At 38.1% G+C, this 22,093-nt stretch carries 18 protein-coding genes and 1 tRNA gene; 7 read left to right on the top strand and 12 right to left on the bottom strand.

The window, feature by feature from the left end:
• Positions 1 to 6: 6 nt before the first annotated feature.
• The 4 genes from GARC_RS05450 to GARC_RS05435 form a co-directional block, all read right to left on the bottom strand.
• Positions 7 to 1,305, bottom strand: a complete 1,299-nt coding sequence (locus GARC_RS05450; RefSeq protein ID WP_007617597.1) for a hexokinase family protein — start codon at positions 1,303 to 1,305, stop codon at positions 7 to 9.
• 209 nt (positions 1,306 to 1,514) lie between these two features.
• Positions 1,515 to 2,324, bottom strand: a complete 810-nt coding sequence (nagB, locus tag GARC_RS05445) for a glucosamine-6-phosphate deaminase (RefSeq protein WP_007617596.1) — start codon at positions 2,322 to 2,324, stop codon at positions 1,515 to 1,517.
• A 464-nt stretch (positions 2,325 to 2,788) separates the two neighbouring features.
• Complete coding sequence (locus GARC_RS05440; protein WP_007617594.1) at positions 2,789 to 3,784, bottom strand: N(4)-(beta-N-acetylglucosaminyl)-L-asparaginase; 996 nt, start codon at positions 3,782 to 3,784, stop codon at positions 2,789 to 2,791.
• A 129-nt stretch (positions 3,785 to 3,913) separates the two neighbouring features.
• Entirely contained in the window at positions 3,914 to 6,385 is a 2,472-nt protein-coding gene (locus GARC_RS05435) for a TonB-dependent receptor domain-containing protein (protein WP_007617587.1), read from the bottom strand.
• 303 nt (positions 6,386 to 6,688) lie between these two features.
• On the opposite strand from GARC_RS05435, the gene GARC_RS05430 reads away from it, so the two are divergent.
• The 7 genes from GARC_RS05430 to GARC_RS05400 all read left to right on the top strand — a co-directional run bounded on the left by GARC_RS05430 (position 6,689) and on the right by GARC_RS05400 (position 15,657).
• Positions 6,689 to 7,909, top strand: a complete 1,221-nt coding sequence (locus GARC_RS05430; protein WP_007617584.1) for an extracellular solute-binding protein — start codon at positions 6,689 to 6,691, stop codon at positions 7,907 to 7,909.
• Positions 7,910 to 7,966: 57 nt separating this feature from the next.
• Positions 7,967 to 8,887, top strand: coding sequence for a carbohydrate ABC transporter permease (locus tag GARC_RS05425; protein WP_007617578.1), 921 nt, complete (start codon positions 7,967 to 7,969; stop codon positions 8,885 to 8,887).
• Positions 8,887 to 9,729, top strand: coding sequence for a carbohydrate ABC transporter permease (locus tag GARC_RS05420; protein ID WP_007617576.1), 843 nt, complete (start codon positions 8,887 to 8,889; stop codon positions 9,727 to 9,729). The genes GARC_RS05425 and GARC_RS05420 overlap by 1 nt, the downstream gene beginning before the upstream one ends.
• Positions 9,730 to 9,734: 5 nt before the next feature.
• Complete coding sequence (argH, locus tag GARC_RS05415) at positions 9,735 to 11,231, top strand: argininosuccinate lyase (RefSeq protein ID WP_007617575.1); 1,497 nt, start codon at positions 9,735 to 9,737, stop codon at positions 11,229 to 11,231.
• Between the two features lie 9 nt (positions 11,232 to 11,240).
• Entirely contained in the window at positions 11,241 to 12,383 is a 1,143-nt protein-coding gene (locus tag GARC_RS05410) for an ABC transporter ATP-binding protein (protein ID WP_007617574.1), read from the top strand.
• A 61-nt stretch (positions 12,384 to 12,444) separates the two neighbouring features.
• Complete coding sequence (locus GARC_RS05405) at positions 12,445 to 14,871, top strand: PIG-L family deacetylase (protein WP_007617573.1); 2,427 nt, start codon at positions 12,445 to 12,447, stop codon at positions 14,869 to 14,871.
• Between the two features lie 9 nt (positions 14,872 to 14,880).
• Positions 14,881 to 15,657: a GntR family transcriptional regulator gene (locus tag GARC_RS05400; protein WP_007617572.1), complete on the top strand. Its 777-nt coding sequence runs from the start codon at positions 14,881 to 14,883 to the stop codon at positions 15,655 to 15,657.
• A gap of 225 nt (positions 15,658 to 15,882) precedes the next feature.
• Here GARC_RS05400 and GARC_RS27685 read toward each other — a convergent pair whose 3' ends face one another.
• The 8 genes from GARC_RS27685 to ftsH form a co-directional block, all read right to left on the bottom strand.
• Entirely contained in the window at positions 15,883 to 16,050 is a 168-nt protein-coding gene (locus GARC_RS27685) for a hypothetical protein (protein ID WP_007617571.1), read from the bottom strand.
• A gap of 40 nt (positions 16,051 to 16,090) precedes the next feature.
• Positions 16,091 to 16,285 (bottom strand): hypothetical protein, encoded by a 195-nt coding sequence (locus GARC_RS27680; RefSeq protein ID WP_039988823.1) that lies wholly within the window; start codon positions 16,283 to 16,285, stop codon positions 16,091 to 16,093.
• Positions 16,286 to 16,480: 195 nt separating this feature from the next.
• Positions 16,481 to 16,565: transfer RNA gene (locus GARC_RS05385), tRNA-Leu, on the bottom strand.
• Between the two features lie 15 nt (positions 16,566 to 16,580).
• A complete protein-coding gene (gene secG, locus GARC_RS05380; protein WP_007617570.1) occupies positions 16,581 to 16,985 on the bottom strand; it encodes a preprotein translocase subunit SecG in 405 nt (134 codons plus the stop codon).
• Between the two features lie 9 nt (positions 16,986 to 16,994).
• Positions 16,995 to 17,741, bottom strand: coding sequence for a triose-phosphate isomerase (gene tpiA / locus GARC_RS05375; protein ID WP_007617569.1), 747 nt, complete (start codon positions 17,739 to 17,741; stop codon positions 16,995 to 16,997).
• 110 nt (positions 17,742 to 17,851) lie between these two features.
• The gene (gene glmM / locus GARC_RS05370; RefSeq protein ID WP_007617568.1) at positions 17,852 to 19,192 is read right to left on the bottom strand and encodes a phosphoglucosamine mutase; all 1,341 of its coding nucleotides are present in this window, start codon (positions 19,190 to 19,192) and stop codon (positions 17,852 to 17,854) included.
• Positions 19,182 to 20,021: a dihydropteroate synthase gene (gene folP / locus GARC_RS05365; RefSeq protein WP_007617567.1), complete on the bottom strand. Its 840-nt coding sequence runs from the start codon at positions 20,019 to 20,021 to the stop codon at positions 19,182 to 19,184. The genes glmM and folP overlap by 11 nt, the downstream gene beginning before the upstream one ends.
• Positions 20,022 to 20,116: 95 nt before the next feature.
• Entirely contained in the window at positions 20,117 to 22,072 is a 1,956-nt protein-coding gene (gene ftsH, locus GARC_RS05360; protein ID WP_007617566.1) for an ATP-dependent zinc metalloprotease FtsH, read from the bottom strand.
• Between the last annotated feature and the right edge of the window lie 21 nt (positions 22,073 to 22,093).

Raw genomic sequence — 22,093 nt, 5'->3', positions numbered from 1 at the left:
CTGTACTTAAACAGAATCGGTTGCTAACACTGCAATAGCCGAGCCAACAATAGGTGAGTTTTCGACATGGCAAATGCGATAATGAATACATTTTTTAACTAATATTTCATTTAAATATTGGCGAAAATATTCTTTAAACCTTGCTAATTTATAGAAAGTTGAACCGTCAATATTAATGCAAATTGGCTCAAGTGGTGAATCTCCGGCTTGTATTTGTTGATTAGTTTTTAATACTGTTGAAGCAACATTAATAGCACTTAATTTCGCCCCACGCTGGATCATTTGTTGAATAATTAAGTACGCATTACTTAAACATTCTTCCGATAATGTTAAATCTAAAAAAATAGGTTTTTGATGCGGAGAATCCATGAAATCGCTTAACTCATACGTTTGCAGAGGAAAGTTGTTAGACTGAGTTAGATCATGCCTTAATACACCATCTTTATAAGCTTGTTGTAATACATAAGACACAGCTTCACCAAAATAACGACCCGAAGTCAATTTTTCCAGTAAATATGCATTTGGGTCTTTAGTTGTAGAATCAAAGTCTATTTCTGGTTTAGATATTGAAAATTTGTCAAATCCACCCGATTCAACGTTAACAATTTGCGAACCTCTTTCTAAGTTTACTTTATTTATTTTTACGTTTTGCTCAATATAAGCCGTATTTATGCCTGTACCAAGAATGAAGCCAATATAACTAGAGCATTTGCGAGGCTCACCAAAAATTTTTCCTGCGACCAGCGTTGAAACTGTATCATTTAGCAATGTAACTCTTTTATTCAAAATACCTTTTTTTTCAAGGGCGTCTAGTAAACCTTGTCCAATATATTCACCAACTAATTCCGGTATACTAATTTCTTTCGACCAATGTAAAAGCTTACCATCATGTTCGTTGATTTCAGTGGTATATGAAAAGCAAAAGCTGATCTGATCACTAACGTGAATGACCGGACTAATATATTCAATTAACAACTCGTAAAATTGTACTTTCGATAATTCTTTTTCAATACCTGGCATTAAGTAATTTGCAAAATCGTTGATAACAGGTTGTAAATTATCATCAAAATACACAGTACAAACACGTAAATTTGTACCACCAGCATCAAGTACAATCACTGGTTTATTTAATAAAATATCACGGTTTACATTAATATAAGAGGGTAGCATTGCTAATGATGAGTCTGAACTAGAAGTAAGCCCTAATTCCATTTGCGATAAAAACAGATCAATGATTTGCTGTGTATCAACATTACTAGCTGATAATTGATACTTATCAATAAATGTTGTTACTTTTTCACTCATACTATTCTCTCTTTTCATTGGTATAATTTAATAAATAACTGCAATAGTATTAATTAGATTTACTGACATAATTGCAATTTTTTTTAAAACCGTGTGATTTATAGACATTATTTTGGAGGGGCGCTACTAATGTAGCTATAACTAAACTTGGAAGTAGCCTTTCATCAGTTTTTTACTGTAAATGCCACAGCCACTAGAGGTTTAACTATTTATTTTAATTCATGAAAATATCCAAACTGTTCTTGTAGCTTTTTATTTTCTTTTGCTGCGTTCAAATAATAATCAATGTTATTAACTTTACTAGATGCGTCTTCATCAAGAATAACAATTACGTTTTTATGATTTTGTAATATAGAAGCTGGATTTTTAGATGATATAGCACCTGATATCAAACGATTAACAGCATCAGATTTATTCTCTCCTGTGGCTATCAATATAATATATTTAGCATTTAAAATGGTTGAAATTCCCATTGTCATAGCCATGTTAGGTTGGTATTCATTTTTATTAAATAAGCGGCTATTATCATCTATAGTTTTTTGGGTTAATGTCTTTATCCTTGTTTTAGACATAAAACTTGATGACGGCTCATTAAAGCCTATGTGACCATTAGAACCGAGTCCTAGGATTTGTAGATCGATCCCTCCAGCATTAATAATTTTTTTTTCATATAAATCTCCAATAAGGTTAGGGTTTTCACCTTCTAAGCAAATTGGAAAGTGTGCTTTAGATTTATCTATATCTATTTTATTAAACAGATATTTATTCATAAAATATCGATAGCTTTGGATGTTATCACCATCGATATTGTAATATTCATCTAAGTTAAAAGTAGTTGTTTTTTTAAATGTAACTTCATTATTATTATATAATTCAATTAATTTTTTATACAATTTTATAGGTGTACTACCGGTTGCTAAACCTAATGTGGCATTTTCTTTTTTATTAATAAGATATTTAATATAGTTAGCTACTCTGTCAGCGACAGCTTCCTGAGTATCACAAATAATTACTTCCAAATTCCCCTCCTAAAATAACTTTTCTATTACGCTGACATGAATGTAATCAATTTACATTAAACACTTAAAATTTCCCTAACGATGCTGATAAGAAATTGAACATCGACTTTGAATCTTTTATAATTGAATTTAAACTGACATTGACCAGAGCAAGTCGAAAAACTTCCATTTAATTACTCTGCAGCCCTTTATTTTAAAGGGTTGGGCTTTACGGCTAAGAAAAAGCAAACATATTAATATTTACGATACATTTTAAAGATCAGTGTCCGTTTTTAATGGGCTACGGCTAAATAAAAATCATCAATATCTGCCTGCTCAACGTCAGTTTAAAGACTGTATTTCATACTAAATTTGAAATTAATATTTACACAGATATTTTACAGAGTCATACGTACTTATAATGAAAACCTCTTTAATTCACTTTAAAAATGAATTCAAAAACCATCCATAAACTGCATTATTTTTTAAATCAGAATGTTTTGAGCATCAACCATCTTACTTCCTAATTTATCAGTTGCTACATGGTTAAATCCTGATTGAATACTGTATGAACCATATTCTCCTTTCTTATTTAAAGCTAAAAAGCCAACTTGGAATTTTTTATCTTCACCAAGATTTTTAACTATGCGTTGAATTGCTAATTCGCACGCAGCTTCTGGCGATAACCCTTGACGCATCATTTCTACAACTAAATGACAACCCAATGTTTTTACCGTTAGTTCACCTATGCCCGTTGCCGTTGCAGCACCAACTTCATTATCAACATACAAACCTGCCCCAATAATAGAAGAGCCACCCACCTGCCCTGACATTTTAAATGAAGCACCACTGGTTGAACAAGCACCTGATAAATCACCATTAGCATCGATTGCCAACATACCAACAGTATCGTGGTCCTCAATATTAGTAACCGGCTCATAGTTGGATTTAACCAACCATTTTTTCCATGCTTCCTCCGCTTCCGGAGTTAATAAGTTTTCATCTCTAAACCCCTGAAATAATGCAAACTGTTTTGCACCATCACCTACCAACATTTCATGAGATGTATTATCCATAACTTTTCTTGCAACAGAAATTGGATGCTTAATACCTTGCAAAAACGCGACTGAACCACAGTTTTGGTTCTCATCCATAATACAAGCATCTAACGTAACTTTACCTTCTCTATCAGGAAAGCTACCGTAACCCACAGACATCACATCAGGATTTTCTTCTAGAAACCTTATTCCTTGCTCTACTGCATCAATCGATTTACCGCCATTACTTAACACTTCCCATGCGATTTCATTTGCATGCAAACCGTAATTCCATGTAGATACCACAACAGGTTTATTGGTTAATTTAATTAACGCGCTAAGTTTTTCAGGTGATTTTGCAATACTTATTGTTGCAACCAATGAACATGTTGAAAGTGCTGATAGCTTTAGAAAATTTCTTTTACCATTATTGAAATCAGTCATATAACCCTCTTTAATTGCTAATTGAATTCAAACCAGAAGTACAATTGCTTTATAAACAAGCCGCTACATGCATTAAAAGGCATATAACGGCTCATTTATTTAGGTACTACATCAATACCTATAATTTATTTAAAACCTATAAGTAGCTTGTAGCGTAGCACTTCGACCAAAGATAGAACGACCATAATTAACCTCTGGTGTTCCTTGACCACTAACAATATCACCACGAGGATTACCCTCTGTGACACCTATTTCGTTAGTTAAATTATCAACCGAAACTTGTAAAGTCCATTCATCCCAGTTTAAGTTAGCTACAAAATTAATGGTGTGATATGCAGGTAAAACAGTTGAATTTTTATAGTCAACAAAGCGTTCGCCTACATAGTTATAACGAATCGTTGCAGTAGCGTCTGCATCAAGCACATTAAAGAAATAATCCGCTGATAAATAGCCATATTCCTTAGGTTGACGGCGTATTCGATTTCCATCTGGAGCAACGGCTGATATATTATCATTTAGACTTTTTAGGTCACTCAACTCAGGCTCAGTATATGTAACATTCGCGGTAAACATTAACTGTTCAATTGGTGCATAAGTTGTCAAAACCTCAATACCAGGAGCTTCAGTGTTACCGGAGAAAACTGCGTCAAATGTATTACCATCAGCCTCAATAATATTAAACGTATCAGTAACTGGCTCATAAGTTGCGTAAAATGCAGTCGCAAAAATATTAAAGTTATCAGTATCATACTTTAAGCCCAGTTCATATTGCTCAACTTCAGTATCTTCATCGTTTCCACCACCAGATAGACCCGCTAAACTACCAATGGCTGTTGAGTTTGACATACGAGCATAGACTGATAAATTACTCTCAAGAGCATAGTTTGCACCTACAGTCCAAGCTAAGTTAGTATTACTACTATCTCCTGATGGATTAAAAACACTGGTTATTCCTATCACTGCATCATCAGCTAATGTTGAGTTATCGCCTAAGTTAACCGTCTCATTACCATAACGTCCACCGGTATAATCACTATGTCTATAACGTAATCCCGTATCAATACGCAATTTGTCCGTAATTTGCCACTCATCCGTTACATAAAGAGCAATATGCTCAGCTTCTTCTTTGTAGGCAAATGCGTATGCACCTTGACGAGATACACCATTTTTAGTTACCGAACCGAGTTGAGTACCTTGAGCATCATAAGCAATTAAATTAAGTGGTTGTGGCTTCGCTTGCATCTCAAATAGATACATCATATAGCGTCGATCCACTTTTTCACCATAATTGAAATAAAATCCGCCAATTGTCACATTATGATCATCTAGAGTGGCAGTAAAGCGGGTGTCACTAACAAAATTAAATGAGTCATTTTTTATCGTACGAAATTGTTCTTCAATAACAAAATTATCCGTTGTGGCTGGATCAAACGATCCGCCCGTAACAGCATATTGATAGGCAAAAGAGTCTACTGTTCCACCCCAAGCCTCATTCGCTTTATCTAAATAGCTATCCGCATAAGTTTGTGCGTTTTGCATCGGTCTGCCTGAATATAACGCATCAAAGTTAAGTGTTATATCAGAATAACGCATTTTACTTGACACGTACCATGTGTCATTTAACTGTTTTTCGTACTCAAAACCTAACGCCTTAACATTGATATGGCGTCCATTTGATAAGTCACGATGTTCTGTACGTTGTCCACCATTACCATCAGACGACACTAAGTTTACGCCTTGTAAATAAGGACTGTTCAGTGTATCTGTAAGAGGGTCAATCAAGTGTGATACTGATTTACCCGTTGAATCAGCTAAAGGCATCGGTAAATAAAATAGATTTTTATCATCTAAGTAACGACCGTAAACATTAAACGTACCACCATCTTCAAGCTCTGTTGTTAAATTAAAACGAAATTGTCCGCCTTCATCAGCCCTAAAGCCACTATCCCTATAACCGTCGTTAATACGGACAAAACCACCAACAGCAAGACTTGTATTATCTCCAACCTGACCAGACCAATAACTATCCAATCGAGCCAATCCAGATGTGCCAAATGCGGCTCTTATCGCACCCTCTGAGACTTCTGTTCCTCGACGGCTAATGTTATTAAATATAGCAACGGCATTATCAGCAAAAATAGGGGATGGGCCACCACGCACGACTTCAAGGGTAGATGTCATAATATCCACACGTTGTGCTACATCAGAATCCACAAAAACACCTGAATAACCGAGTGAAGGTAAACCCTCTTCTTGGAATGACGCAAAATCTCCTTCATCAGGTATACCACGGACACGATAGATATTTTTTACTTCACCACCTGTCGACTCAGTAAAGATCCCTGGCGTTTTACCAATAAGATCAGCCATATTAAGTGGTGCTAATTTTTGAATCGCCTCTTCCGGTAATACAGTAATAGCGTAAGATGCATCCATCTGTGATATGCCTTTAGACGAACCTGTCACGACAATTTTTTCAAAATCTAACGCTTTATTTTCTTTCTTTTCGTCATTATCTTGAGCAAATACAGTTACTGGAAACGCTAAAGTAGCAAACAGCGCAAACTTAATTGCTTTACTCAATTTTGTTTTGTGAATCATCTTGTGCCCTCATATGTCATGTTATTTTTAATTAACTTTTTTTATATACGAATGATGAAATACCTAACCAACAACTCCATCTGCGTACCACGACAATACCAACAAGATAACTGGTGTGCAAGCAAGCATTAGTAATTTACAGGCTTATTTTGATTGTTAATCACACAATCTTGTTTTATTTAGCTCATTTTACCTTGAATTTATATTATTGTAATTAACCCTTCCCGACTGGACCTATCGTGGTATGATTCAGTAAGTGTGCATAAGCATTAACAAAAATTAATTAATTAAAGAGAACAGACTATGAAAAAAATGCTTTTAATATTGCTCCTTGGTTTAATACCAATGACGGGGGGTGCGGTTGAAATTGAGTATTGGCAATATAAATATGATGCTCGAGTCAAAGCTGTTGATCTTTTAATTAAAAAGTTCGAAAAGCAAAACCCTGAAATAAATGTTAAACACGTTAAATTTCCTTATGCACAGTATCGCACTAAAGTAGCGGCGGCCATGGCAGCACAACATGGCCCCGATGTACTCCAATTATATTATGGGTGGGTATCTGATTATCATTCGGCGGGATTGTTACAGCCTTTAACAGATAAATATATTACAGCGAAAGAAGTAGATGAACAGTTTTATCCTATTGTACAAAGTATGAAATACGATGGGGTATATTATGCGCTACCTACAGCCGTGCGCACAGTTGGGTTATTTTGGAATAAAAAACTGTTTAAAAAAGCAGGCTTAACTCATCCTCCTAAAACGCTTGATGAATTGGTTGAAATGAGCAAAAAACTTACCAAACGTGATAAGCACGGTAACTTGACTCAAGCAGGATTCGCTGTAGACGTTGCTAAACAGTACCATCATTGGTGGCGCGAAGTATTAATCCGCCAGATGGGCGGTGAACCTTATACAAATAATTATCAACAAGTCAATTACAATAATGAAGCTGGTGCCAAAGCACTTGAATTTTTAACGGATTTTATTAAAACGCATAAAGTGACTGAACCTGGATTTATGGATGAAGGGCAAGCGGCGTTTAAATCAGGTCGTGCGGCAATGTATATTGATGGTTTATTTCGAATTCCTACCTTTAAAAAAGCACGTCGTTTAGATTGGAGTGTGGCTGAATTACCTTCACATAATGGCATTAAATCTAATGTTTCTTCTTATTGGGTTAATGCCGTTACGCAAAAAGCAAAGGGTGAAAAACGTGATGCTGCAGAAAAATTCATTGCCTTTTTAAGCTCTGAAGAGGCGATGCAAGTTTGGATAGATATAGTAGGTGAATTACCAGCACGTACTGCCGCAGCTCAAAAGAAAGAAAATGTAGAGCATGAACTTTATGGCCCTTTTATTCAAGGTCTGGGCTATGCGCATAGCACTCAATTCAAATCAGAAGCATCTCAGCGTCAAGTGTTATTAAATGCTTTCGACAGAGTGATTTTGCAAGGTATGCCTGTGAAGGAAGCACTTACTCAACTTGCTGATGAAGAACAAAAGATTCTCAATAAATAATCCGTTCTATTAAAGTGAGCTCGTTATATTTTTGTAAGCTTGCCAAGGAAAACTGTTATGAATACTAATACGATAGCATCTCAATCTATCAATAAAAAATATTTTAGTGTAGCGCAAAAAAAAGCAATGTGGGCTTGGTTGTTTTTAGCTATTCCTATTATATTTTTTATTGTCGTGCGCTTTTACCCAACTATTGATTCATTTTATATTTCGCTGACTAAATGGAACATAGTTCAAGATAAAGAATTTATCGGCTTAGAAAACTATATTCGTTTATTCTCTGATCCTGTCTTTTGGGTCGTCTTATCCAATACGTTCGAATATCTAATTTTAGGTATGCCTATTTCATTAGTACTGTCATTTACGATTGCCTATAACTTAGACAAATTCAAGTTTGGCCATACATTTATACGTGCTTGTTATTTTATCCCTTACTTAACCACTGCTGTTGCAATGGCTTGGGTGTGGCGTTGGTTTTATCAATCAGCACCCATTGGGTTATTTAATAATATATTAATAGAGCTTGGTTTAGAACAAATGATGTTTTTACGCTCTACCGAACAAGCATTACCGTCTGTGTTAGCACCTGCTATTTGGGCAGGACTAGGGTTTCAAATTTTGATTTTTATGGCGGGGTTACGTTCAGTGCCTGCTAGTTATTTGGAAGCAGCGAAAATTGATGGTGCTGGTCGTTGGCAAGTACTTAAAGAAATCACCCTCCCACATTTATGGCCGACGATTGTTTTTTTAGTGGTAATTAGCACTATCGGTTTTTTACGTATTTTCGATCAAGTATATAACATGACTTTAGACGGCCAAGGTGGACCTATTAACTCATCTCGTCCATTAGTCTTACACATTTACCAGTCAGCATTTGCTGATTTTGAAATGGGCTTTGCAGCGGCACAAACTGTGGTTCTCTTTGCTATTTTATCAATTATAACTTTTATTCAATTTAAACTTATGAGGAGGAAATAATGAGTAATCTTCCTACGAATATGAAAGCCGTACCAGACATGAAAAAACTACTCACTTGGACAGTATTGTGTATTGGTGGCTTGGCAATGATTATGCCATTAATATTTATGTTTATTACTTCACTTAAAGTTGGTGAAGAAGTTTACACGTTAAGTTTTTGGCCTGATGAACCAACGCTTGAAAATTACATCTATCTGTTTGAAAACTCGAACTTTCTTATTTGGTTTTTTAATTCTTTTGTTGTCGCTATTGTGACGACCATTAGTGTGTTGTTTTTTGATTCTTTAGTGGGCTATACCCTGTGCAAATTTGAATTCAAAGGTAAGAAATTGGTTTTCGTCGCTATCTTGTCAACGTTGTTGATCCCCACTGAAATGTTGGTTATTCCTTGGTATTTAATGGTGAAGGATTTTGGTTGGTTAGATACCTATTGGGGCATTATGTTCCCAGGAATGATTTCAGGCTTTGGTGTGTTTTTAATGAAACAGTTTTTTGAAACCGTGCCTGACGATTACATCCATGCTGCACGTATTGATGGTTTAAACGAATTTCAAATTTGGTGGAAAGTTGCCATGCCTATGGTTGGCCCTGCCCTTTCTGCCTTAGCAATTTTTACCTTTTTAGGAAATTGGACAGCATTTTTATGGCCAATGATCGTGAGTAACGATCCCGAACTGTATACGGTTCCTGTTGGTTTAGCGTCTTTTTCGGGTGAGTTTAATACCGATTGGGAATTGATCATGGCGGGAGCAAGTGTTGCGACTATACCAACCCTGATTGTTTTTATACTACTGCAAAAATATATTGTCCGAGGCGTTGTGATGTCTGGACTGAAAGGATAATTTAAATGAAAGACACCTCTACTTTCCCTTCACCAATTTATAAAGACGTTGTGCTTGAACCGTTATTTGAAGGTTCTAAAAAGTTTTTTAAAGAAGGTCACCTTGCGATTGACCAAGCACACTGTGTGATGTTGGTTGAGCAAAAAATTATATCCACTGATGAAGGTTCAAAAATCCTTAATGCTTTAGAGGAGATTCAGCAAGAAGTAAATTTTGATGAAATTAAATATACGGGTGAATTTGAAGATTACTTCTTTTTTATTGAACATTGTTTAAAAGAAAAATTAGGTGCGGATCTTGCGGGACGTTTGCACACAGGAAGAAGTCGTAATGATATTGACCATACGTTATTTAAATTAAATATTAAAAAGCGCTTGTTGCAATTAAATAATGATTTGGAGCAGCTAATCAATGGGGTCTTGAGTGTATGCGAGCAAAATTACGATACTGTTGTTGTTGCTTATACGCATGGTCAACCAGCACAACCCACTACCTTTGCGCATTACTTATCCGCTTTAGTAGAAGTGTTATTACGAGATAAACAGCGTTTGCTCAATGCTATGGATACAGTCAATTTATCGCCAATGGGAGCGGCAGCAATTACAACTTCGGGCTTTGATCTTGATCGTAATCGTGTTGCTGAGTTATTAGGATTTGAAAAACCACTATACAATTCTTATGGTTGTATTTCTTCTTGTGATTATATTACTTCCGTATATAGCGCTATGAAGCTAGTGTTTATTCATATTGGCCGTTTTGTGCAAGACATGGCACAGTGGAGTAGCTTTGAAACGGGGCATTTGTATGTACCAAATGCTTTTGTTCAGATCAGCTCGATTATGCCACAAAAACGCAACCCCGTGCCAATTGAACATATGCGTTTGATTGCTTCAAAAGGTATGGGCTTGTGCGATACCTTAGTAAATGCAATGCACAACACACCATTTACCGATATGAATGATAGTGAAAGTGAATCTCAACAAGTGGGCTTTCTTGCTTTTGATAATAGTCATCGTTTACTGTCTTTATTAACAGCTTTTGTGACTTCAGTACAAATCAATGAAACCAAGGTCCATCAACATCTAGATCAAAGTTGTGCGACTATTACCGAATTAGCAGATACCTTGGTAAGAAAAGAAAATTTGTCCTTTAGACAAGCGCATCATGTGGTAGCTGAATTGGCTACTTATGTAGTGGAGCATGAATTAAGTTTACAAACTGTTTCGGTAGATATATTCACACAAATATTCGAAAAACACATTGGACGATCTAGTCAATTAACTGAAGACGATCTACGTTTTTACGTATCAGCAAAAAATTTCATAGCAGTGCGTGACGGTTTAGGCGGTCCAGCCCCATCAGAAATGCGTAAGGCAGTAAGCCAATATAAAGCCCAATTACAAAGTTCAAATGCACAATGGTCATCTATTGAAACATTTACTCTTAATGCAATAGATGTAAGAAGTAAAGTGGTTACCGATTTAATTAGTAAGCGATCATAGGAGCAAATCATGGCACAGGTATTATTAAAAAATATTGCTAAATATTATAACAAAACGAAAGTCATTGAAGAGCTGAATCTATCGATTAAAGATCAAGAATTTGTCGTACTTGTAGGACCATCAGGTTGTGGTAAGTCGACTTTGTTACGTATGATTGCAGGGCTTGAAGAGATCAGTGATGGAGAGCTATATATTGGTGATCGTCTATCAAATGAATTAGAGCCAAAAGATCGTAACATTGCGATGGTTTTCCAAAATTATGCGCTATATCCGCATTTGACAGTCAAAGATAATATATCGTTTGGCTTACGTGCGACAAAAATGGATAAGCAAGAGATTGAAAAACGAGTGGCTCATGCAGCTGACATTTTGGGGGTCACCCATCTATTAGATCGTAAGCCGTCAGAGTTATCAGGCGGGCAAAGTCAGCGTATCGCAATGGGCCGTGCGATAGTGCGTCAGCCTGAGGTATTTTTATTTGATGAACCGCTGTCGAATCTCGATGCAAAATTACGTGCGAATATGCGTGTGGAAATTAAAAAATTGCATCAACGTGTTAAAACAACGTCGATTTATGTGACACATGATCAGGTTGAAGCCATGACTTTAGCTGACCGTATTGTGATCCTAAAAGGTGGGGATATTCAGCAAATTGGCACGCCGATGGATTTATACCATACCCCAGCCAATGTTTTTGTCGCGACCTTTATTGGTAATCCTCCAATGAATATTCTTAACGGAACGTTAACGCAGAATAACGACAATAGTGACGAAAACTGGTGTGTGAAATTTTCAGACACAGAAAGCTTATCTTTTAGTATCGATAAGCCTTTAACTACCTATCAAGATAAGCCTGTGAAACTCGGTGTTCGTCCAGAAGATATTCGCGTGCTACGAAATAATGAGCAACCACAATCATATGAACGTGTTTTTTCAGTTCAGGCGACAGTCATTGAGCCGCTAGGAGCAGATACCACTATATTCACAGATATTGCCGGTATGGAAATAAAAGCTATTACTGATGGTCGTCATACCATTCATCTTAACGATCCGTTAAAAATAGCCATAGATACTCGTCACTTACATTTGTTTGATGCACAGACAGAAGAGCGTATTTTTAGTACGCAAGTAAGTGTAAAAGTGCAGAACTAATTGAATAATAAAAATAATTAAACCTTCCTCTTATAAAGAGGGAAGTTTTAGGAGGTTATTAATGGATAACAATAAACAAAGAAAAAAGCCGACAAATAGTGAACTTAACTTATCTGCGCTGGAACAATTGTGGCTACAAACAAACTCACTTTCTACTACGTTAACCTTTTTGCAAACCGGGGCGCACCCTGATGATGAAACAACTCGAGCGTTAAGCTATTTATCCAGAAAAATGGGTGCAAGGGTTGCTTATTTTTGTGCGGTTCGTGGTGAGGGTGGGCAAAACAGCATTGGTAAAGAAAAAGGCACGGCTATCGGTTTATTACGAAGTCGTGAAATGGAGCAAGCGGCTCGCCATGTCCCTATGGAGCTTTATTGGAGTAATACTGATTTTGATACTACCATTCGTGATTTTGGTTTTTCTAAAAATCCTGAAGATACTTTCCAAAACTGGGATAAAGAGAAATTATTGGAATCGTTGGTAAGAGTTATCCGTGAGCTAAAACCTAATGTAATTTCTCCAACGATGTTGGATATCGAAGGACAACATGGTCAACATCGTGCAGTAACACAAGCAACTATCGAAGCTTATTCTTTGGCTGCTGATTCAACAGCGTTTCCAGAACACTTTAAGCAAGGTTTATCGGTATGGCAAGCGAATCAATTGTTATTACCTGCTTGGAGTGCTAGCGGCGGTACTTATGATGAAGCATTACCACCACCTAAAGCGCATTTTGAATTAGCGACAGATATTATATTACCTATATGGCAACAAAACAGTTATCAATTAGCTGAAGAAAGTCGTCAATATCACCAGAGCCAACAAATGGGCTTTCAAGTTGATAGTCAATTTGGTGTAAAAACACCTTTTCATGTGCTAAAGGAACACTATGAAAACCCTCTCCCTGTTCTGGGAGCTGGGGTGCCGTTGTCGTTAAATGACTGGGCTAAATCATTAAATATGGATATCAATTTACAAAGTTGTGTCAATATTATTCAACAAATGCAGTCTTCTTTTCCTGAGCACCAGAAGCTTAAAGAGCAAGCACTTAAAGCGTTACATTGTTTACGTAATGTTGATACAAAAACTAATGTGTATTTAGAAGCACATTTGGCATTTAAAGAAGTGCAGTTGCTTAAATTGATTGCTGATATTTCAGGGTTGTTTGTTGAGGCTAAATTGGAATCAAATTCATTGTATTGCCTTGAATCTAGCTCGTTAACTGTGTTATTCAACAATACTCAAAATAGTGTTTTTGACAATATTCAAGTGCACTTATATGATCAATGGAATAAACCGTTAACAACGGTGAAATTAAATCACCTTGGTGCATTTGAAGAAGCACAAAAGAACATGCACTTTACGGTTCCTTCACGAGAGTTTTATCCTTTACAGCGTTATGTTTCTCTTCAAAACGAAAATAATGCGTTACGTGCCGAATTAATTTATCAAGTAGATGGTATTGATATAAAACAAAACATTTCTATTCCTCCTGTGATTATTAAGCCGGAAGTAGATATTTCTTTTACATTGTCAGCACGTTATTTGAATCTTAAAAAAGAGCGTTCTTTTGAAACCGAGGTGAAAGTATCAGGTAACAGAAAAGGTCATGTAGCTGTTTCGTTACAAGCACCTAAAGGCTGGACTGTGACACCATCTAGCGCTGAATTAAATTTAACTAAACATGAACAAACCGTGATGTTTAAGGTATCAGCACCGAATGATGTTAATTTAAATGCTTACACTCTTTCTGCTAATGTGAAACAAGGTAAAAAACAATGGAACTCTAAGTTTCAATCTATTGATTATCAACACATTTATGCTACAGGTTATACAGTAACGGCAGAGCAAAAAATACAAGTGGTTGATTGTGTTGTACCCAATAAGTCTGTAGCTTGCTTGACTGGTGCAACAGACGATTATTTACTCCAGTTGAAGTCATTAGGGATTACATTAGACGTCATTAATGAATTAACCCCCAATGTATTAAAGAGCTACGATACCTTGCTTGTCGGCAGTCTTGGTTTTGCTAGCGTTCAAGAAACGGAAGCATTAAAACCTTGGATTTTACAAGGTGGACGTATGGTAAGTTTATATCATCGCCCGCATGATAACTGGAATCCACCAAGTCACTTAGTAATAGGATCTCCATCTTTCCGTTGGCGTGTGACACAAGAAGATAGCCCTGTAAACTATCTTGTACCTGATTCACCGTTATTAAATTTACCTAATGTACTTGATGAGAAAACATGGCAAGGATGGCACAAAGACAGGGGCCTGTATTTTGCTAAGGAGTGGGGAAATGATTATAATCCTTTGTTGGAAGTGATTGATGCCGAAGGCATTCGTTATAACGGCTCTTTGCTGTATGGCAAAATAGGTAACGGTGAGCATATTCACTGTTCATTATTATTGGGATACCAACTTGAACGGGTTGTTAGTGGTGCCGCTTCATTCATTGCAAATTTGTTGACCTATAAGGTTTAAGAATGATTTATGGATAAAATGCGGGAAGTAATTTTACAGAAAGCATTGGAAATTGATGTTTCCTCTCCTGGTATGTTGTACCAAAAACTGGCAAATAATATTAAGGCAGCAATAGATAAAGGCATATTAGAGGAAGGAGACTTTTTCCCGCCGCAACGAGAATTGGCGGCAAATTTATCGGTGTCTCGTGTAACTGTTACTAAAGCTATAGACGAGTTGAGAAGGCAGGGTGTCGTTAAGCTAATTCCACGTCAGGGTGTGCAGGTGATTGCCAGTAAAATCAGTGCGATTGTCCCACCTAGATTACAATTGTCTGATCAATATAATTTTACTAGAGATATGCAGGCTCGTGGTATGACTCCTTATACACACTGGCTTAAAAAAGATAACGCTATTGCCACTACTCATGAAGCACTCACTTTAGGACTGCCACAAAATAGCAAAGTTGGACATTATTGGCGTTTACGTTATGCGGATGATCTACCTATTGGAATCGAAGTAGCCTGTGTACCTGCAACGGTTATTCCTGATTGTAAAGAAGTGGGCGAATCGTTATATGAGGCATTAAAATCTCGTGGGATTTTGCCTGTTCGAGCTACACAAACGGTTACAGCTTGTGCAGCTGATAAATATACGGCAGAACAATTAAAAATAACTATAAACACGCCAGTACTTTATATCGAACGCCGTGGTTATGATAAAATCAATCATTGTGTTGAATATACTCGTTATTGGTATTTAGCCGATAAGTATTGTTTCATTGCTGAGATAACGTTAGATTATTAATCTATAAATCATTTTTTATAATTGCACGAATTTGAATTGGTCTACCAATACACCTAACCTTACGCATTTATCGATTCATTTTGTGATGTTATTTAATGACATCACGGTAGGCATGAGAACAATATTGGCTGCCCACTTTGAACTTATGTGCTGCCTTAGCCACTAATTACGGCCTATTCATACTCTTGGCAATGGTTTTAACATAGGGCCGAATTCCTTGCTCTGCTAGGTCTCTTGAATGCGTCTAGCACCGTTTTGTTGTTTACTGTCATCAAACGCTGCTTTAATACGCTCGTCACGGTGCTGTTGTGCTTGTTGACGTTTACTGGTCTGTTTGCACGATATATTCCACGCATAAAACCCACTTGGCGATACACACAACACCTTGGCCATTCGCGTAATACGGAATGTCTTTTGGTGACCTTACATAAATTCAAATCGTGCTATTTTTGATTCTTCGCGAAATAGGTGGCGGCTTTTTTAAGTGCAGATGTACGCCAGTAATAAAGTTGAGGCTCAGCCACACCAAGCTCTCTAGCCGTTTGTGCAACACGACTTTACTCGCCAATTTAAGCGCTTCTTCTTTGAATTCTGCTGAATAGGTTTTACGTTTATTCTTAGTTGTCATTATTCACCTCTGTGAGTTTGTTTACTCACTTAATGAGGTGTCCAAAACTAATGGTTCAGATCGGTACCACCAAGAGTATTACTAAAAAGCGTGGATTTCAAAAAACACTATAGGAATGCTTAGGATATAAAAAACCCGAGAGCCTTTATTTTAATGGACTTTCGGGTCTTTATTGGTTCTCAATGAACCTGTGTATGGTGCGGATGGGGAGACTCGAACTCCCACGGCCTAAGCCACAGCCCCCTCAAGGCTGCGTGTCTACCAATTCCACCACATCCGCAATCTAACTTTTAAACTAGAGGTTTGGTACGTCATCTTCTTTAGGTGCTTCTGTTACTGGCACATCAGCATCTGTTGTAGATTGCATAGTTTGTTCAGTCACTGGCACAACTGGTACGTCAGTATCAACAGCTTCTTCAACAACTGGTACTTCTAGGTTTTGCCAATCATCGACTGCTTTTTCTTTATCGGCTGTTTGGTTACCCAAAATCAGACTAATAACAAAAAATAGCGTCGCAAGAATGGCCGTTGTTCTAGTTAAGAAGTTACCAGATCCTGTTGAACCAAAAACAGTATTTGAGCCACCACTACCAAAAGAAGCGCCCATACCGGCGCCTTTGCCTTGTTGGATCAGAACAAATCCGATCAACATAACCGCTACAATCAAATAAACAATAACTAAAATTTCATAAAAAACCATGTGCTGCCTCTACTGATTTGCCGCTTGGCAAATACTTAAAAAATCTTCTGGATTTAAACTGGCACCGCCAATTAAACCACCATCTACATCTGCCTGAGAAAACAACTCTTGGGCATTGTTACCTTTAACACTGCCGCCATATAAAATAACTATATTAGCCGCAATCTTGTCATCTTGTTTTGCTAAATGTCCGCGAATAAAAGCATGCACTTCTTGGGCTTGCGCCGGACTAGCTGTTTTACCTGTGCCTATAGCCCATATAGGCTCATAAGCTAAAACTATTTCAGCAAATTGGCTTATGCCAACTTTAAGCAATACTGCATCTAGCTGCGTAGCGATATAATCGAATAAAGTGCCATCTTCTCGCACACTTTCTGGTTCGCCTACACATAAAATTGGGGTCAAATTGGCTTTTAAAACCTGTGCAACTTTTAGTGCTACTAATTCGTTAGATTCATGGTTGTCAGCACGACGTTCAGAATGCCCAATAATCACATATTGGCAGTTGAACTCTTTAAGCATGGCGACAGACACTTCTCCAGTATGTGCCCCCGAATCAAATTCGCTAATGTTTTGCGAGCCCAATTTTAATTTGCTGTCAAACTGTCCAAAATAAGGGAAAGGTGGACAAATCACCACATCCATATTTTCAAGACTGGCAGCAGCGAGTTGCTTCTGCATTTGCTCAACCAGAGCTTTATCGCCATTCATTTTCCAATTACCAGCGACTAATTGCCTACGACTATTTGTTCGCACGTTGTGCTCCGTCATGTCACATCACACGCCAATAAAAAAGCGCGCGAGATATTAACTAACCCAATGACAATATACAAGTGGTTACACCTATTATTGCCCTGTAAACCTTATCAATCGGTTACTTTACGCACAGCATCAGCAATATATTCAGCCCAAGTACTAGAATCTTGTGCATCATTCGCTTCTACCATCACTCGAACCAGTGGTTCAGTACCACTTTTGCGTAACAATACTCGCCCTCGATCATCCAAGGCTTTTTCTGCTTTAATGACTGCTTGTTTAACCGCTTCGTTTTCCAGTGGTTTAGTACCTTCAGAAAATCTCACATTGATAAGAGTTTGTGGATATTTAACCATGCCACGGCTCAACTCATTCAAGGTCATATCAGCGTTTAACATAGCGGCTAAAACTTGCAACCCTGCCACTATACCATCACCTGTAGAAGCAGCAGATAAGTTCAATACATGGCCAGAACCTTCACCACCAATTGACCAGCCTTTTTTCTTGAGTAACTCCATAACATAGCGGTCACCTACTTTGCTACGCACAAAGGGCACACCCAAAGTGCCTAGAGCCACTTCTAAGCCTAAGTTGCTCATCACTGTGCCAACGACACCACCTTGTAAACGTCCACTCTTTAGGGCATCTCTGGCAATGATGTAAACAATTTGGTCACCGTCTATCACATTGCCCTTGTGATCAACTAGCATGATGCGGTCACCGTCGCCGTCTAGCGCAAAACCTAAGTCAGCTTTATTTTCGATAACACTTTCAGTTACCGCCTTCATTGATGTGGCACCCACTTTACGGTTGATGTTTAAACCATCAGGTTCAGTGCCAATCTCAATCACTTCAGCACCTAATTCGCTAAGTACATTTGGCGCTATGTGATAGGTTGCGCCATGAGCGCAGTCGACCACAATTTTTAATCCTTTTAGTGACAGTGCAGAAGGGAAATTACCTTTGCAAAATTCAATATATCGACCTGCCGCATCTCCAATACGCACCGCTTTACCCAGTTTATCTGAAGCGACACACACCATGGGTTTATCCATTTGTTCTTCAATGGCTATCTCGATTGCGTCGTCTAATTTCATACCATCAGCAGAAAAAAACTTGATGCCATTATCATAGTAAGGATTATGTGAAGCACTGATAACAATACCGGCTTCAGAACGAAATGTTTTAGTAAGATAGGCAATAGCTGGGGTTGGCATAGGGCCGAGCAGACCGATATTAATACCTGCTGCTGATAAACCTGCTTCCAATGCAGACTCCAACATATAACCTGAAATTCGGGTATCTTTACCAATCAGAACTTTATTTGTTCCCTGCCCCGCCAAAACTTTACCCGCGGCCCAACCCAGTTTCATCACAAATTCGGGATTAATGATAGTTTCACCAACTTTTCCACGAATTCCATCTGTACCAAAATATTTTCTATCGCTCATTATTAGTCCTGTAAGCGTTAATTATGTTTACTACTTTAACAGCATCTACTGTCTCTTTAACATCATGTACTCTAATTATTTGCGCACCCTTTTGCGCCGCTATAGTGGCAACAGCAACATTACCAGCTAAACGTTGACCTATTTCTCGCTGCAACAAATTTCCAATCATAGACTTACGTGACATACCAGCCAAAACAGGCACATTTAATTTATGAAAGACTTCCAAATTAGCTAACAATTGGTAATTATGCTCTAGTGATTTACCAAAACCAAATCCTGGATCTACTATGATTTGTTCCTTTTCGATCCCAGCTTGACAACAAACAGCAATGCGCTGCTGTAAAAAGGTCATCACATCATTAACAACATCATCATAACTGGGGTTTTGTTGCATCACTCTAGGTTGCCCTAACATATGCATCAGGCACACTGGCACTTTAGCTATTAAGGCTGCCTCTAAGGCACCGTTTTCTTGTAGAGCACGAACATCATTAATTAAGCTAGCGCCGGCATTAATGGCTTCAGTCATCACTTGGGCTTTACTGGTGTCTATGGAAATAATGGTATCAAAGCGTTGGTTTATTGACTCAATCACTGGGATAACACGATCCAGTTCTTGTTGCACTGAAACATCCTGGGCATCAGGCCGGGTGGACTCACCACCAATATCAATAATGTCAGCACCTTCACTTAACATTAACGCCGCTTGAGTCAACCCATTTTCGAGCATATCAAACGCCCCACCATCGGAAAATGAATCCGGAGTGACGTTTAAAATCCCCATCACTTTAGGTGTAGATAAATCTAAGAACTTATCTCTAAACTGCATAGCTGCTCAATATTTCTTATTCTTTTATATGTCCTAATAAATAAAAAACGCTTTGCCGAACCATCAACAAAGCGTTTTAATCGCATCCAGTAAGTTTAGCTGGTAGCGTCACCAGGCGTGCCTACATTAGGCTTCACTGGCTTATCATCTTTTTTATCGGCTTCGGTCACAGGTGCACCGCCCGAAGGTTTGCCGCTACTGTCATCTTTGTTATCACGTTCCCAATCTGCTGGGGGTCTTGGTTCAATTCTTGCCATTAGATCGTCAATTTGTTTGGCGTCAATGGTTTCGTATTTCATTAAACAATCTTTCATTGTTTCCAAAACATCACGGTTTTCTGTCAGAATTTTTTCTGCACGTTCGTAATTGCGATCAATAATAGATTTAATTTCTGCATCTATTGCACGGGCTGTATCGTCAGACATATTCTTAGATTTAGACATACTGCGCCCTAGGAATACTTCGCCTTCTTCTTCAGCATATAACATAGGTCCCATTTTTGAAGATAAGCCCCACTGGGTAACCATTTTACGAGCAATGTCGGTAGCCCGTTCAATATCATTTGATGCGCCCGTAGTTACGCCATCTTCACCCAAAGTCATAGCTTCGGCGATACGTCCGCCAAACAGACTAGAAATCATACTTTCAAGATGCTGTTTACTGTGGCTATATCTGTCTTGTTCAGGCAGATACATGGTTACCCCTAACGCTCTGCCGCGAGGGATAATCGATACTTTATATACTGGGTCATGCTCAGGCACCATACGGCCAACAATCGCGTGACCTGCTTCATGATAAGCAGTATTGGTTTTTTCTTCCTCAGACATCACCATGCCTTTGCGTTCAGAACCCATCATGATTTTATCTTTGGCTTTGTCAAACTCATCCATGGCCACTACTTTTTTGCCTGTACGAGCGGCAAACAATGCAGCTTCGTTGACTAAGTTAGCCAAATCAGCACCAGAAAACCCTGGAGTTCCACGTGCAATCAGGCTTGCTTCGACATTGTCGCCTAATGGTACTTTACGCATATGTACTTTAAGGATTTGTTCGCGGCCACGAATATCAGGTAAACCAACTGTTACTTGACGGTCAAAACGACCAGGGCGTAATAACGCAGGATCCAGTACATCAGGACGGTTAGTTGCAGCGATAACAATAATACCTTCATTACCTTCAAAGCCATCCATCTCAACTAACATCTGGTTAAGGGTTTGTTCTCTTTCATCGTGACCACCACCAACACCGGCACCACGTTGACGGCCAACAGCATCAATTTCATCGATAAAAATGATACAAGGAGCGGACTTCTTAGCCTGTTCGAACATGTCACGAACACGAGAAGCCCCAACACCAACAAACATTTCTACAAAGTCAGATCCAGAGATTGTAAAGAAAGGTACCTTTGCTTCGCCAGCAATTGCTTTAGCCAACAAAGTTTTACCCGTTCCTGGAGGACCTACCATCAGTATGCCAGTAGGAATTCGACCGCCTAACTTTTGAAATTTACCTGGGTCGCGAAGAAAATCCACTAACTCAGATACATCTTCTTTAGCTTCATCACAACCTGCCACATCGGCAAAAGTAGTTTTAATTTGATCTTCACCTAACAGCCGTGCTTTGCTTTTGCCAAAAGACATGGCTCCTTTACCACCGCCGCCACCTTGCATTTGGCGCATAAAAAATATCCAAACACCAATCAGCAGTAGCATTGGGAACCAGGATATAAATATCGAGGTTAAAAGAGACGACTCTTCTGGCTCTTTACCAAATACCGCTACATTGTTTTCAATCAACTCATCCATCAAAGCAAGATCTGTGTAAGGAATAATAGTAGTAAATGACTCACCATTACGTTTTACACCATTTATCTGCCCGCTATTTCTGTCGATAGTGGCACTACTAACCACACCATTACTCACATCACGCAAAAACAACGTGTAATCAGTATTGGTTGATTTAGATTCATTGCCTGAAAAATTTTGGAAAACCGACATCAGTACGACGGCGATAACCAGCCATAAGATTAAATTTTTTGCCATGTCGCTCAAGTTGTTAAACCTCTGTTGTTG

The organism is Paraglaciecola arctica BSs20135, assembly GCF_000314995.1.
Classification (GTDB): Bacteria; Pseudomonadota; Gammaproteobacteria; order Enterobacterales; family Alteromonadaceae; genus Paraglaciecola; species Paraglaciecola arctica.
The sequence above is the reverse complement of the archived record's forward strand: the minus strand, read 5'-3'. Positions and strand labels throughout refer to the sequence as shown.